The 15,207-nt window shown below is 39.4% G+C and carries 10 protein-coding genes and 1 rRNA gene; 5 read left to right on the top strand and 6 right to left on the bottom strand.

Annotation, left to right across the window (positions count from 1 at the left end; genetic code table 11):
• Positions 1–11: 11 nt before the first annotated feature.
• The 3 genes from ATS74_RS04125 to ATS74_RS04115 form a co-directional block, all read right to left on the bottom strand.
• Positions 12–950, bottom strand: a complete 939-nt coding sequence (locus ATS74_RS04125) for a tetratricopeptide repeat protein (RefSeq protein WP_058547687.1) — start codon at positions 948–950, stop codon at positions 12–14.
• A gap of 97 nt (positions 951–1,047) precedes the next feature.
• Complete coding sequence (locus ATS74_RS04120) at positions 1,048–2,448, bottom strand: M20/M25/M40 family metallo-hydrolase (protein WP_058547686.1); 1,401 nt, start codon at positions 2,446–2,448, stop codon at positions 1,048–1,050.
• 132 nt (positions 2,449–2,580) lie between these two features.
• Positions 2,581–4,656: a TonB-dependent siderophore receptor gene (locus ATS74_RS04115; RefSeq protein ID WP_058547685.1), complete on the bottom strand. Its 2,076-nt coding sequence runs from the start codon at positions 4,654–4,656 to the stop codon at positions 2,581–2,583.
• 199 nt (positions 4,657–4,855) lie between these two features.
• On the opposite strand from ATS74_RS04115, the gene dbpA reads away from it, so the two are divergent.
• Positions 4,856–6,244 (top strand): ATP-dependent RNA helicase DbpA, encoded by a 1,389-nt coding sequence (gene dbpA, locus ATS74_RS04110; RefSeq protein ID WP_058547684.1) that lies wholly within the window; start codon positions 4,856–4,858, stop codon positions 6,242–6,244.
• Positions 6,245–6,266: 22 nt separating this feature from the next.
• Here the strand turns inward: dbpA and ATS74_RS04105 are convergent, their stop codons facing one another.
• Positions 6,267–6,839: a DNA-J related domain-containing protein gene (locus tag ATS74_RS04105; RefSeq protein ID WP_058547683.1), complete on the bottom strand. Its 573-nt coding sequence runs from the start codon at positions 6,837–6,839 to the stop codon at positions 6,267–6,269.
• A gap of 76 nt (positions 6,840–6,915) precedes the next feature.
• Here ATS74_RS04105 and ATS74_RS04100 point away from each other — a divergent pair, with 76 nt between their 5' ends.
• Positions 6,916–9,732 carry a tetratricopeptide repeat-containing hybrid sensor histidine kinase/response regulator gene (locus tag ATS74_RS04100; RefSeq protein WP_058547682.1) on the top strand — a complete coding sequence of 939 codons (2,817 nt, stop codon included), beginning with the start codon at positions 6,916–6,918 and terminating at the stop codon, positions 9,730–9,732.
• Between the two features lie 101 nt (positions 9,733–9,833).
• On the opposite strand, the gene rho is transcribed toward ATS74_RS04100, so the two are convergent.
• Positions 9,834–11,093, bottom strand: coding sequence for a transcription termination factor Rho (gene rho / locus ATS74_RS04095; protein WP_058547681.1), 1,260 nt, complete (start codon positions 11,091–11,093; stop codon positions 9,834–9,836).
• 181 nt (positions 11,094–11,274) lie between these two features.
• Positions 11,275–11,601 (bottom strand): thioredoxin TrxA, encoded by a 327-nt coding sequence (gene trxA, locus ATS74_RS04090; protein ID WP_002960942.1) that lies wholly within the window; start codon positions 11,599–11,601, stop codon positions 11,275–11,277.
• Between the two features lie 91 nt (positions 11,602–11,692).
• Between trxA and rhlB the strand changes: the two genes are divergently transcribed.
• The 3 genes from rhlB to ATS74_RS04075 all read left to right on the top strand — a co-directional run.
• Entirely contained in the window at positions 11,693–12,970 is a 1,278-nt protein-coding gene (gene rhlB, locus ATS74_RS04085) for an ATP-dependent RNA helicase RhlB (RefSeq protein ID WP_058547680.1), read from the top strand.
• A 44-nt stretch (positions 12,971–13,014) separates the two neighbouring features.
• Positions 13,015–14,508: a guanosine-5'-triphosphate,3'-diphosphate diphosphatase gene (gppA, locus tag ATS74_RS04080; RefSeq protein ID WP_058547679.1), complete on the top strand. Its 1,494-nt coding sequence runs from the start codon at positions 13,015–13,017 to the stop codon at positions 14,506–14,508.
• A 531-nt stretch (positions 14,509–15,039) separates the two neighbouring features.
• Positions 15,040–15,207 (top strand): 16S ribosomal RNA (locus ATS74_RS04075); the annotation flags it as partial.

The following is a 15,207-nucleotide window of genomic DNA, read 5'->3' as shown; positions in this document are numbered from 1 at the left end:
TGGCTGTATTTTTAGCATTTTACCATTTCACAAAGCTGTTCTAGCTCATATTTAGCTTTGCTATTACCTTGTGCTATTGCCTGCTCATACCAATGCTTTGCTGTTTGCACATTTTTAGTTACGCCTTGCCCATCTCGGTACATTTGTGCAAGATTTAATTGCCCCCATTGCGAGCCTGCATTTGCTGCAATAGTAAAACTCTCAAGTGCCTCTTTATATTGTGCGTTTTTAAAATACGTAATGCCTTGTTGGTTATTTTTGTCGAGCTTTAAACCTTTATATAGGGGCTTTGGTTTAGGCGGAAACATAACAAACCCACCATATAAACTATTTGCTGATGGGCGTAGCACGTCGTAAATCACATCGTCGTTATAAAGCCTTTTTACTTCGCTACGAGGCAACGTAATTTTGTCTTTCGAGAAGTAACCTCTTTGTACTAATAGGCTGGTACGCAGTGCTGTAGTAATGCCGTTATTACGTTTATAGCTGTAGTTACTTATCTGAAAAGTAATAAACTGCTCGTCAAAACTTAAAACTTGCGCCACTTTTAAGTTGGTTAGCGTTAAGGGTTCGTGTGTGAATTTGTCTGCTTGAACCAAGTAGGTATCGAAGGCTTTTGGGTTATTTAAATACCCTAGTTTTTGCGTTTGTGCATCTAAATACTGTTGATAAAAAAAACAAATAACTAAAACTATTAAAAAAATCCCAATAAAGTATTTAGGTATGCTGAGTTTTTCTATTAAAGGCAGTTGTTTTAGCTGTATTGGCTCACTATGGCCGCATTGATAACATTCGCGTTTATAGCTTAGTTTTAAAGGTAGTACAGGAATAATAGTAAAGCGTAAAAAACGACTTTGATTTACCAAGTGATATGCATCGCTATTACAGCTAGGGCAGCACTGTGTTTGTGTAAAGTGAGGGAAAGATTGACTCGTATTGAAAAGTAACATACAAACACACTCCTTGTTTTACCTAATTAATTTATATAAAGGTAAATCAAGGGGCGTGTTAATTAAAGCTGCAAACTGTAAGCAAGTATGTCTGTTATTACTTATTTTGAGTTTTTGGTTTAATTGTTGTTTTTGCATCTGCTGCCATTAAAGCAAATACCGCGTAAGCAGCTGTATTTTGGCGCAGCTTTGCAGGCGTTACTTTATCAAGCGTATCATCTGCTGTGTGGTGGTAATCAAAGTAGTCGGTACCATCTTGGGCAAGTTCAAATATAGGTGCCGATGTTGCCTTTTTAAGCGGAATCAAATCAGGTCCGCCATTGGCTTGATTTTTACCAATATACTCAACATTTAATGACGCCAGTTCTTTTGCTATAGCACGTACAACAGGGAGTGATGCCGCATCTACATTCGATTCAAACCCGTATACTACATCTGCGCCAAAATCAGACTCAGCAGCTGCAACTATGTTGTGTAAATCGTTTTTATGTTTTGCAAAATAAGCTTTTGCTCCCCAAAGGCCAAGTTCTTCTGCTGCAAAAAGCACAACGCGAATACTGCGCTTAGGGCGTTTTACATCGCTAATATGTTTAGCAGCTGCCATAGTTAGTGCTACGCCAGCACCATCATCTAATGCGCCAGTGCCTAAATCCCAAGAATCTAAATGGCCGCCAATTAATACATATTGTTCAGGGTTTTCAGTACCGTTAAACTGGCCTATTACGTTATAGCCTGTGCCTTCACCTAAATTTTCGGTTTGCACGTTAATGTTTACTGACACGTCTTTGCCTAAGGCTACTAAGCGGGCAATTTGATCCGCATCAGGGTTGGCAATCGTCACGTTAGGTATTTTTTTAACGCCGTCTTTATAGTAACTACCGCCAGTATGAGCAAAACGATGATGGCCGGTGCTTACTGAGCGCATCATGTAGGCAACAGCGCCTTTTTTAGATGCCTCTATAGCGCCCGTTGCGCGTGCTTTTACCGCAGGGCCGTAACCATTACCGTCTATATCGCGATTCATTCGGTAATTAATATAGGCAATTTTACCTTTTAAGCTATTAGCCGGTGCAGCGATTAGTTCGTCAAGTGTTTCAAACAAAACAACGGGTGCAGTAATTCCCTCTTTTGGTGTGCTAATACTGTTACCAAGTGCAGTTAAATGAAGCGGCTGCTCGCTTGGGGTTAGTATTTTTCCGCTTTCGCTGTATCGACGCCACTCAGGAAAGGTTGCTTCTTCAAGCCATACTTTATCAAAACCAAGTTGGTTAAATTTTGCTTTGGCCCATGCCACTGCTTTTTTATCGTTGTCTGTACCGGGTAAGCGCGGGCCAACTTCAGTAGTCAAAGACTCAAGCAGTTCATAGCTCAAACTGCTATTAAGAGCAGTTGTTCGAACCTGCGTCACTTGTTTTAATTGCTCAGTGCTAAATTCGGGCTCAGCGGCACTGGCTAAAAAACTGCTGGCGAGCAGTATTGTTGTAATTATTTTATTCATTGTTAACCTTGGCTTGTAAGAAACTAAATAGCTATTAAACCATTAAATACCTTGGCTAAAAAATACAATGAGACAAAATACAAAAAGCCCACACTTTTTTACAAAGTGCGGGCTTTTTTAACGTATTTAATCTTAAAAATTAAATTGTGCCGCTAGGCGTAAGTTAGTGCCTTCGCCAATAGTTACATTACCATTGCCGCCGCCACCTAAGTAATCAGTATCAAATAGGTTTTCAACGTTAAGGCGAAGATTTATATCAGTATTACTCATAATAAATTTATAAGTTGCACCTACATCTACACGTGTATAGGCATCTTTGGTAATAGAGTTATCGCTATCAGCAAAGCGTTCACCTTCATAAAAGGCACCCGCATTAAAAGCAATTGCATCATTTAACTCATAACGAGTCCACAGAGATGCTGACCATTTAGGGGCATCTACAGGGCGTTTACCTTGTAGGTTTTCGTTCGCTCTTTCATAGTTAGCATCTAAATACATAGTTGATGCCATAACAAATAAGCGGTCAGTTGCTGCACCTTGTGCTGCCATTTCAAAACCTTTATGGCGCTGTTCACCAACTTGGTTTGTTTCAGAGGTAATTGAACCGATAGGTGTTTCAAGTTGTTCTGTAACTAAGGTTCCATTTTTACTTATATCGAAAATAGCACCGCTAAGCATTAAACGCTCATCAAATAGCTGCCATTTAATACCAAGCTCTCTTTGTTCAGAGGTGACAGCATCTATTTTCATACCAAAGTTGATATCTTCTTCGTCAGTAATGGTTTCGTTTTGTGGCTCAAAACCTTCTGTATAACTGGCATAAATAGTTGCAGATGCATTCGGGTGATAAAGTACGCCGAATTTAGGCAAAAACGACTCGTTATTTTGTCCTTCACGTGTTTGCTTATCAAAGCGGCCGCCAACAGACACTTGCCATTGTGGTGAAAAAGTAATTAAATCTTGGGCGTATACACCGTAGTAGTCATATTCAGTTTCGCTTTTAGTGAGATCAGTTTTATAGCTGACATCTGGGCGTGCAGGTTCATTTTGGCCTGCTGTAAAACTAAATGAATCAGCAGATGTGCGTAGTTGACCATAATAGTAGTCAAGCGAATTAGCACCAATTAGAAATTGGTGTTGTATGCCAGCCGTTTCAAATTCACCAATAAAATCAATAAATGCAGTGGTGAATTGCCAATCATCAAAACGATCGTATGGGTTCGAAGTGTAAGTGTTAGTTTGAGTGTCGTAAGAGTTGCGACTAGGAGATGACTCAAAGCGTTGGCGCTCAAAAGTCTGCTCATTATAACCTAGCTTTACTTTCCAGTTGTCAGATAAGAATACGTTAAAATCGATACCTACGTTTTCTACAGTGATATCAGTAAATGCCCATGACATATCACGAATAGTTTTATCGTCGCCAATAACATTGGCGTTATCATCAATCCATGCACCCGTATCTAGGCCTGCTTTGTCATCTGTACGGTCATAATGAACACGTACAAGTGCATTATCGCTAATATCATAATCAACGACTACAGCACCTAAAAAGCGGTCTCGCTCACGGTTTTCACCATTTTGATATTCACGCCAGTAGTCTACATCTTGCTTTACTAATATGCCGCGTGCACGTAAATCTTCAGCTTCTGTTAGTGCGCCGCCAGCATCAACCATAAAGCGAGTTGAACCATGCTGGTCAACATCAGCTGAGGCGTTTAGTAACGTTTTCGCTGTTGGTTTTTTTGTTACCATATTCACCAAGCCACCAGGACCTGATTGACCATATAAGATGCTTGAAGGACCTTTAATAACTTCAACTTGTTGAAGGATTTCGATTGGTTGTTGATAGTGCGACCAATGCTGGTGTCCATCACGTAGATAGCCGGTACCTGAGCTTAACTCAAAACCACGAAGGTTAAATACTTCGCGGTTACGTTGCTGTGATCCTGCCGTTAAACTTGCATCGTTAGTAAGCACTTCGCCAAGCGTGGTTGCTAATTGCTCGCTAATTATTGTATCGCTAATAACAGTTACTGATTGGGCTGTTTCTAATAATGAAGCTGATGTTCTCATAGCACCATTAGCGTTATCGACTTTGTAGTCGTTGAAGTAGCTACCTTTAACTTGAATTCGCTCTATATCGGCGGGGGCAGCAAAAACGCTTGAGCTTGCAGCTACAAGTGCTAGGTATAAAGAGTTCAGTTTCATTCGTTACATCCAATGTCATTGTGTTAATTTTTCATGGATCTTAATGAAAACTAGTATCATTTTCAACATCTTTATTAACAAGGTTTAACAAGCTATCTGAAAATTGGGTATTAATGGTTGCCCAATATGAATTCTGCTATTATATGAACCATATTTGTGGGCTATGCCCTGTGTTGTTTTTATTATTTTGGAACTAACTGTGACTTCTACTGCATTTTCATCTTTGGCTTTACCTGCTGGTTTAGTTGATAACTTATCAACACTCGGCTATTCGCAAATGACACCTGTGCAAGCGCAAAGCCTGCCACCTGTACTTGAAGGTAAAGACATTATTGCGCAAGCAAAAACCGGTTCAGGTAAAACGGCTGCGTTTAGCTTAGGTGTATTAGCTAAATTAAACGTTAAACGTTTTCGTATTCAGTCGTTAGTTTTGTGTCCAACCCGTGAGCTTGCTGAGCAAGTTGCAGTAGAAATGCGTAAACTTGCGCGCGGTATTCATAACATTAAAATATTAACGTTATGTGGTGGTGTATCAATTGGTCCACAAATTGGCTCGCTAGAACATGGCGCACACATTATTGTTGGTACGCCAGGGCGTGTTGATGACCACATTAGAAAAGGCACGTTACGTTTAGATGATGTTGAAACGCTAGTACTTGACGAAGCCGATCAAATGTTAGACATGGGTTTTCAAGATACCCTTGATGCCATTATTGAACGTATTCCGCAAAATCGCCAAACCTTACTATTTAGCGCTACGTTCCCCAGTGCAATAGAAGCTATAGCAAAGCGTGTACTAAAAAATCCAGAAATGATTAAAGTAGAAGAAGAGCAAGCAAAAAGTACTATCAAACAATACTTCTACAAAATGGATAACAATAAACAGCGTTACCCAACTCTTAAATTATTATTACTTAAATTTACACCGCAAAGCTGTGTTGTGTTTTGTAATACCAAGGTAGAAACTCAACAAGTATGTGACGATTTAGCCGACGAAGGCTTTAGTGCAGTTGCGCTTCATGGTGATTTAGAGCAGCGCGATCGTGAGCGTACACTTATTCACTTTGCTAATAAAAGTGCATCTATATTAGTGGCAACGGATGTAGCTGCCCGTGGTTTAGATATTGATGATATGGATATGGTAATTAACTACCATTTAGCACACGACACGCAAACTCATGTACACCGAGTAGGGCGTACTGGTCGTGCCGGTAAAAAGGGCATAGCATGCTCTATTTATGGTGAAGCTGAAGCATTTAAAGTTGCGCAAATAGGCGATCATTACGAGCGTGATATCACGCCAGAACAAATGCCATCATTTAACTTGTTAGATAAACCACCGTACCGCCCTGAAATGGTTACGCTAATGATTGACTCAGGGAAGAAACAAAAAGTGCGCGCTGGTGATATTTTAGGTGCCTTAACGGGTAAAGATGGTATTGCAGGTCGCCAAGTAGGTAAAATTAATGTGCTTGATAACGTTGCATTTGTTGCCGTGGAGCGTAATTCGTCTAAGCCTGCGTTACGTAAGCTAACCGAAGGTAACATTAAGGGCCGTAAAATTCGCGCTCGTCGTCTTACGCGTTAATTTAAACGGCTAAATTAACAGTTTAACGAGCAGCTGTTTTAAGCTGCTCGTATTGCAACTTTATTTTTTTAAATTTTTCCGCACAGCCATTTAGTTTGTCAGGGTGGTTTTGCAGCGCAAGTTGTCGCCAGCGCTTTTGCAAGGCCTTAAGTGTAAAATCCTCAGGTAAATCCCACTTTAAAATCAGCTCGTTGTATTTTTGATTTGTTAATGCATGCTGCTTAGGTGTTGCTTTAAAACGACGCCAAAAACTATTTAATAACTCTTCTACTTGCTGCTCACTCGTATCGTAATTATTCCAATCTAAATAGTAATCTCGTAAATTATTACTAGTTACGAGTAAGTGCTTAATCTCTTTTTCTAATAGCTCGATATGTAAAGTTGAAATAATTAGGTTTTGCGGCTTTAGTTGTGCCTGCAGTTGGTACAGTGCGTTCATAATTAAAAAGTTACGCTTAAATAAATCGCGCTCAGGGCTTTGATCAAGCGTTGCTACGGCTCCTTGATAGGACAACTGCGCGGCTAAAGTATGAACTTGCCAAACTTGCTTTGTTAATATTAGCTCAAAAATCTCATCAATCAGTGGGTTAAGCATTGTTTAGGGCCTAGTAATTGGTGTATCTTCAATAAAGATTACACTGATATAAGTAACGGTTTGAAGGATTAAAATTATGCTGGGCAAGTTTAAGTGCCTCTTATTTACTATATGCTGTGTACTAATGGCTTCAAGCTATGCCCAAAATGCCGACTCACTATTTGAACAATTCAAAAGCGAAGAGCAGTGGGAGCCAAAATTACAACTAGCTAATACCTTACTTTCTGATCAAAGCCTATCTAAAAAACAGCGTGTAGCTGTTTACTCTGCGTTAGGTAATACTGCGTTATCGAACGACAATTTTAAAGACTCTTTACGTTACTTTAAATTACTTGAGCAGTACACGTCAGATACTTTTTTTCCTGAAGAGCATTTTCGCGCCATTAAAATGCAAGGCGTTGTGCTTTTTTATCAAGGATTATTTCAAAAAGCGATTATTGAATATACTCGCACTCTTGCCTTAGCTGAAAAAAACGAACAACTATTAGAGCAAGCTAATCTATTTAATAACATTGGTTTAGCTTATTTTAATATGAATAAATTAGGTGAAACACTAGAGTATTATTTAAAAGCTAAAGCAATTTATGAAGAGCATGGCAGCGAGCAAGACCAGACGGATATTTTACTCAATATAGCGGGTGTTTATATTCGTTTATCGCGCTATGACAGTGCATTTAGTTTATACCAAGAGGTGCTTAAAGTTTATAAGCGCTTGGGTGATAAAAGTGGAATAGCGCAAGTTTATAATAATATGGGCGTTGCTTATAGAGAGAGTAATCAATTTGACTTAGCGCTTCACTACTATCAATTAGCGTTGAGTTATTATATTTCAGCTAATGATTACAATAAGCTGTCTACACAATACACTAATTTAGCAAATGCTAATCTTATTTTAGAAAAAGCAGATGAGGCATACGAGCAAGCTAAATTAGGAGAGTTCTATGCGCTTAAAATAGATAACCATAATTTAGAATTGAATGCGCTTCATGCACTAGCCAAAATTCAATTTGTAAAAGGGGATTTAGAACAAGCGCAGGTAAGCTTAGAAAGAGCTATTTTACTCGCTCAGGAATATGGCAGTGAGCGCATAATTAGAGACAGCTATGGAACAAAAGCCCTACTAGATGCGAGTAAAGGTGATTTTTCAAGTGCAATGATTCAACAGCAAAAGTATATTAGTGAGCAGCGTAAGCTCAGAAGTACCTCAATTATAAATGCACTAGCTGTTTTACAGCATCAATTCAAAGCCACCCAATTAAATCAAGAAATAGAAAAACTTAAGCAAGATCGCAGAGTACAAGAACTTAAAATGTCGCAGCGCTCTCAGCTTACTTTGTTTATATTTTTGCTATTACTTTTAGTTGTTGTTACAGGCATAGCTCTTTCACGACGAGGGGCTGAAAAACGTGCTAAGCAACACTTAACGGAACAAGTGGCACAGCGTACTGCAGAGCTACAAGCTACGGCGCAAGAGCTGAGAGAGGCTAATGATGTTAAAAGCCAATTTTTAGCTAATATTAGCCACGAGATCCGCACACCATTAACGGCTATTTTAGGGCAAACAGATGCCTTAATTAATGAGTTGTACGAGCCAGAATCACTTAAAGATGAGCTTAGAGTGATCCAGCGCCATAGCGATCATTTAAAAAGCTTAATTAACGATGTACTTGATTTAAGTAAAATAGAAGCTAACCGTTTAGAGCTAAATATTTCGTGCTTCGATATTGTTGAGCTTATAAACGATGTACACGCTATGTTTTATACTCAAGCTAAAGCTAAGAGCTTACAGCTTATTTTAGATAACCAAGTGGGTAATGAGTTCTACACTAAGCTCGATCTTATTCGTGTTAAGCAAATTCTTATCAATTTATGTGCTAACGCTATTAAGTTTACTCATTCTGGGCAAATTATTATCGCCTTAAATAAAACAGAGCAAGGGCTGGTTATCATTATAAAAGATACTGGTATTGGTATGAGTTCAAAGCAGTTAAAACTTATTTTTGAATGCTTTAGTCAAGCCGATAACAGCATTAGCCGCCGGTTTGGAGGCACGGGTTTAGGTTTGAGCTTATCGCAACAACTTGCGTCAATGATGGGCGGCTATATAAGTGTGCAAAGCGAATACAAAAAAGGGAGCCAGTTCTCGTTCTTTTTACCGTGCGCCGAAGTTGATAAATCACAAAGCATGGTCGAAACAAACACATCTGCTAAAGTTAAAAAACAATTATCTGGTCGCATTGTCCTAGCTGAAGATCATCCTGATAATAGACGACTTATAAGTCGTTACCTACGCTCTTTAGGGCTTCAGGTGATTGCGGTTGAAAATGGTGAGCAAGCAGTAGAGCAGTGCTTACAAGAGTATCCTGACTTAGTATTGTTAGATATTCAAATGCCAGTAATGGATGGGCGAGCTGCTTTTCAGCTCCTTAAGAAGTGCGGTTTTGAGCAGCCTATATTTGCATTAACCGCTAATGCGATGAGCCACGAAATAGATGAGTACCTAGCACTAGGCTTTACTGGTTACTTAGGCAAGCCTATTGATAAAGACTTATTCTATAAAGCGCTAAGCGCACATTTAGACAGTAATAATCAACCTTCACTTAAACACAGTGAAGTTGATATGAGTGATTTGGTTATTAGCTTTAAACAAAGCTTTGCTTTAGAGAGCGAAACAATTACTCAGCACTTTATTAGTGAAGACTTAGAGGCATTACAAAAAGATAGCCACCGTATTTTAGGGGCTGCACAAATGTTTGGCTTAGATGAAATTGCCCAAGCGGCTAAAGATCTAGATAGAGCATTATTAAATAAAGTGAAAAGCAACACCGCAAACGACTTTAAAATACTGGTTGATGCACTACAAAGTGTGCTTAAAAAATATAATGAAAGTTAAATGCTTTGCTGATTTAAATAAGCTTGCTGGTAAACATAAGCGGTATAATTTACACATAAAAAAAGCGCCCTAGGCGCTTTTTTTATTCAACTAAAACACGCTTATTGGCGTCTCATTGAATCAAAGAATTCATCGTTGGTTTTACTCATCGATAGTTTATCGATTAAAAATTCCATCGCATCAATCTCTGACATTTCATGAACAATCTTACGTAAAATCCAAAGCTTTTGTAGCTCATCTGGTTTAGTAAGTAATTCTTCACGACGAGTACCTGAGCGGTTAAAGTCGATAGCAGGGAATACACGTTTTTCAGCAATCTTACGATTTAAGTGTAGTTCCATATTACCTGTACCTTTAAACTCTTCGTAGATAACTTCATCCATTTTAGAGCCAGTATCGATAAGCGCTGTTGCGATAATAGTTAAACTACCGCCTTCCTCAACGTTACGTGCAGCACCAAAGAAGCGCTTAGGTTTGTGAAGTGCATTAGCATCAACACCACCTGTAAGTACTTTACCTGATGAAGGAATAACTGTGTTATAAGCACGTGCTAAACGTGTAATTGAATCCAATAAGATAACGACATCTTTTTTGTGCTCAACTAAACGTTTTGCTTTTTCGATAACCATTTCGGCAACTTGCACGTGGCGAGAAGCTGGTTCATCAAATGTTGATGCAATTACTTCACCTTTAACTAGGCGTTGCATCTCAGTAACTTCTTCCGGACGTTCATCAATAAGTAAAACCATTAATGTAACATCAGGGTGATTATGAGTGATTGATTGTGCAATGTTTTGCAGTAGCATTGTTTTACCCGCTTTAGGCGGTGCTACTAACAAACCACGTTGGCCGCGGCCAATTGGAGATGCTAAATCAAGTACACGGGCGGTAATATCTTCTTTACTGCCGTTACCACGTTCCATACGAAAACGTTCGTTTGCGTGTAGTGGGGTAAGGTTTTCAAAAAGAATTTTAGTGCGAGAGTTTTCAGGTTTATCAAAGTTAACTTCGTTTACTTTTAATAAAGCAAAGTAACGTTCGCCATCTTTAGGTGGGCGGATAAGGCCTGAGATAGAATCGCCAGTACGCATGCTGAAACGGCGAATTTGGCTAGGTGAAACATAAATGTCATCTGGGCCAGCTAAGTAAGAGGCTTCTGATGATCTTAAAAAGCCGAAACCATCTTGTAAAATCTCTAATACACCGCCGCCGAAGATATTCTCTCCGCCTTTGGCGTGGGCTTTAAGAATGGCAAAAATAATATCTTGCTTTCTTAAGCGGGCTACGTTTTCGAGCCCCATGGACTCAGCTAAGTTTACAAGTTCTTTTATAGACTTGTCTTTTAATTCGCGTAAATGCATATTGGTGGGTTCTTTATTACAATTGTCATACTCAAAATCGCTTTGATAGTTGAGTGAGGTTTGTTGAATATAACTAAGGATTAGTTGGCTTTATAAACTAGCAGTTCACTGGCATAGCGTCCAGTCTTTATACAAAATAAACACAAAAAAAGGGCAAAAAGCCCTTTTTTATGGTTTTAACCTAGATATTGTTTTCTAAAAACTCAATTAGTTGAGTTTTAGAAAGTGCACCAACTTTCGTTGCAGCAACTTGGCCATCTTTAAAAAGAAGCAATGTTGGGATACCACGAATACCAAATTTTGGTGGTGTACCAGCATTTTGGTCAATATTTAGTTTAGCAACAGTCACACGGCTGTCGTATTCATCAGCAACTTCATGAAGAATAGGGGCGATCATTTTACAAGGTCCACACCATTCAGCCCAGAAATCTACTAGTACTGGTTTGTCTGATTGTAATACGTCAGCTTCAAAGCTATCGTCAGTAATTTGGATAATTTTCTCGCTCATTGCGCTCTCCGATTTAGTTAGGCGAAATATTTAGTGCGTATTTAAACACTCTTGTTTCTTATTGCAAGTTTAAACGTTATGCTTAAACGCTATGACTAAGACACATTTAACCGATAAAAAGTTTTCAGACTTTGCTATCGCACCGGAAGTGGTTGCCGGTTTAACCGAGAATGGGTTTGAATATTGCACACCTATTCAAGCAAAATGCCTACCTTTTATTTGTGATGGCCGCGATATTGCGGGCCAAGCTCAAACTGGTACAGGCAAAACGTTAGCTTTTTTAACAGCTACGTGCCATCGGTTATTACAATCTAGCAAAGCACCTAGTAAACATCCAAGAGCCCTGATCATGGCCCCAACTCGGGAGCTTGCGATTCAGATACACAAAGATGCAAAAATTTTAGCGCCGCACTGTAATCTTAACTTAGGTTTAGTATATGGTGGCGAAGATTACGAAAAACAACGTGCACAATTAGAAAAAGGCGTTGATATTTTAATTGGTACTACAGGTCGCCTTATCGATCTGTATAAGCAAGGCTGTTACACCCTTAATGAAATTGAGGTAGTCGTGCTAGATGAAGCCGATCGTATGTTCGATTTAGGCTTTATAAAAGATATTCGTTATATGTTCCGTCGTATGCCTGATACAGCGCAAAGATTGAACCTGTTATTTTCTGCAACGCTTTCTTATCGCGTGCAAGAACTCGCGTTCGAACATATGACTAACCCTGAACACGTGCAAATTGAACCAGACGTAAAAACAGGCAAGCGTATTAAAGAAGAGCTATTCCATCCTTCGCAAGAAGACAAAATTAAGCTGTTATTAACCTTAATTGAGGAAGAATGGCCAGATAAAGCCATTGTATTTGCTAATACAAAGCACAGCTGTGAAACAGTTTATGCGTGGCTAAAAGCTGACGGGCACCGCGTAGGTATGCTAACTGGCGATGTTAATCAGAAAAAACGTCAGTCTATTTTAGCTCAATTCACTAAAGGTGAATTAGACTTTTTAGTAGCAACTGATGTTGCAGCACGTGGTTTGCATATTCCTGAAGTAAGTCATGTGTTTAACTTTGATCTACCTGATGATTGTGAAGATTACGTTCATCGAATTGGCCGTACCGGTCGCGCAGGTGCCTCTGGCCATGCAATTAGTTTTGCTTGTGAGCAATATGCTTATAACTTGCATGAAATTGAAGAGTATATAGAGCACAGCATTCCTTTATCACATTATGATAAAACAGCATTGCTAGATGATTTAACAAAGCCTACTATTCAAAGAAAGCGCAACTATTCTTCAGGCCCACGTAATCGTAGTAATAACAACGGACGTCGCCCAAATAATAGTTACCAAAAAGGACGGTCGTAATTCGGCCGTTACTATAAGTAGTAGTAACTAGAGGTTTTTGAACGGTGGGGCAACTTATACCGCAAAAAAATGTGTATGCAGTTATTGATTTGGGCTCAAACAGCTTTCATATGCTTATTGCCAAATCAATTGCTGGCGGCCTACAAACAATAGGTCGCGTAAAACGCAAAGTAAGATTAGCAGCAGGGCTTGATAAAGATAACGTATTAAGCACTGAAGCAATGCAGCGAGGCTGGGAATGCCTTGCTCTTTTTGCTGAGCGTCTGCAAGACATTCCAAAGCAAAATATCACCATAGTGGCAACCGCTACACTGCGTTTGGCAACTAATGCCGATGTATTTAAAACTCAAGCCGAAAAAATACTAGGCCACACTATTAATGTTATTAGTGGTGAGCTAGAGGCGAGAACTATTTATAAGGGCGTAGCCCATACATCATCATGTAATGGTAAGCAGCTGGTTATAGATATCGGTGGTGCAAGTACGGAAGTGGTTATAGGAAAGGGCTTTGAAGCACTGCACTATAAAAGCTTAAATATGGGATGTGTTACTTATTTAGAGCGCTATTTTAAAGACTGCAAGCTAAGTACTAGCAACTTTGATGCAGCAATCAAAGCGGCGCGAGATGTAATAGATGATATTGCCGATGAATATAAAGCAACGGGATGGCAAGTTGCTTCTGGTGCTTCGGGTACTGTGCAAGCTATCCAAGAGATTATGGTCGCTCAAAATCTTGATGATCTCCTTACTCTCGAAAAGCTTTACACTATTAAAGAGCAATCTATTGCGTTTAGCACTATTGCAGCACTAGACCTACCAGGTTTAAGTGAAGAGCGTAGGCTTGTGTTTGTATCTGGGCTTGCCATTCTAATTGCGTTATTTGAATCACTTGAAATAGAAAAAATGGGCCTTGCAGGCGGAGCACTTCGAGAAGGTGTTTTGTACAGTATGGTGCCAGAGCTTCACAATAACGATATTCGCAAACGCACTATCGATGGCTTTATGGATCGTTACCATGTTGATCAAAAGCAAGCATATCGTGTTTCGAGTCTTGCAATGCAGTTAGCGGGTAAAATTAACCAAAGCTGGCCCATAGAAAGCTTAAATGGATTGCCCTTGTTAAAAGCGGTGGCTGAACTTCACGAAATTGGATTGCTAATAGAGTATAAGCAGTACCATAAACACACAGCCTATATTTTAGAAAACACAGATATGCCTGGCTTTTCACAATCAGAGCATAAAGTTATTGCAGCAGTAGCTAATGCGCATCGTTCAGATATCCAAAAAGGGTGCTTTGATTCGCTAGGGGCTAACAGCATACTTGCGCAGTATTTAGTGCGATTACTTCGTATTGCTGTAATTCTATCAATGCGTCGCCAAGACGACGTATTACCTAAAATTGAGTTAATTGCTAAAAATGAAGTCTTAGACCTTAAGTTTGAAAGTAATTGGTTAAAAGATCATCCATTGATGGCAAGTGAGCTACAACAAGAGTCTAAACAACAAAGTAGACTCGGTTGGAAACTCATAGTTAACTAGTATAAAAGGCCCGAAAGGGCCTTTTTAGTGTTAAAAGTAACCACTTCGATGTAAAATTGCGCGAACAGTCATTTATTTCAGGTTTTCTTCAAAAAAGGGTTGATCTGTTTTCGGATCTCCCTATAATGCGACCCCACTGAGACGGCAGAGCAGGCAACGCTTAGCGAGGCAAGCAAACCACTTAGTGAGTCGAGTAAAACTTAGTTCTGAAAACTTTCAAGTTTAACAAAATTAAGTATTGACAAAAAAATAGGAAAGCGTAATATGCGCAGCCCTAGCGAGATAAAGTTTAACGCTTTAATCGCAACGTTCTTTAACAATATAAAGCAATCATCTGTGTGGGCACTCGTACAGATTGAGTTCTAACAGCCAAGCTACTTAGGTAGCGAGGCAAACAAATTAGAGTCTCAATTGAAACTGAGTGACCAACAGAATAATTACTTAGGTAGTTATTCAGCACAGTCAATTCAATATCGAAAGATATTAAATAAATTCAGAATTCATTGAGCTGTCGAAAGACATAAAACTTTTTAATTGAAGAGTTTGATCATGGCTCAGATTGAACGCTGGCGGCAGGCCTAACACATGCAAGTCGAGCGGTAACAGAAAGTAGCTTGCTACTTTGCTGACGAGCGGCGGACGGGTGAGTAATGCTTGGGAACATGCCTTGAGGTGGGGGACAACAGTTGGAAACGACTG

It is taken from the genome of Pseudoalteromonas sp. H103 (assembly GCF_001469205.1).
Taxonomy (GTDB): domain Bacteria; phylum Pseudomonadota; class Gammaproteobacteria; order Enterobacterales; family Alteromonadaceae; genus Pseudoalteromonas; species Pseudoalteromonas carrageenovora.
This window is presented reverse-complemented; position numbering and strand designations above follow the sequence as displayed.

Excerpts from the sequence above, each read along its gene's own strand:
- ATS74_RS04115 (WP_058547685.1), bottom strand. The coding sequence starts at position 4,656 with ATGAAACTGAACTCTTTATACCTAGCACTTGTAGCTGCAAGCTCAAGC.
- ATS74_RS04105 (WP_058547683.1), bottom strand. The coding sequence starts at position 6,839 with ATGCTTAACCCACTGATTGATGAGATTTTTGAGCTAATATTAACAAAG.
- ATS74_RS04125 (WP_058547687.1), bottom strand. The coding sequence starts at position 950 with ATGTTACTTTTCAATACGAGTCAATCTTTCCCTCACTTTACACAAACA.
- trxA (WP_002960942.1), bottom strand. The coding sequence starts at position 11,601 with ATGAGCGAGAAAATTATCCAAATTACTGACGATAGCTTTGAAGCTGAC.
- rhlB (WP_058547680.1), top strand. The coding sequence starts at position 11,693 with ATGACTAAGACACATTTAACCGATAAAAAGTTTTCAGACTTTGCTATC.
- ATS74_RS04100 (WP_058547682.1), top strand. The coding sequence starts at position 6,916 with ATGCTGGGCAAGTTTAAGTGCCTCTTATTTACTATATGCTGTGTACTA.
- rho (WP_058547681.1), bottom strand. The coding sequence starts at position 11,093 with ATGCATTTACGCGAATTAAAAGACAAGTCTATAAAAGAACTTGTAAAC.
- ATS74_RS04120 (WP_058547686.1), bottom strand. The coding sequence starts at position 2,448 with ATGAATAAAATAATTACAACAATACTGCTCGCCAGCAGTTTTTTAGCC.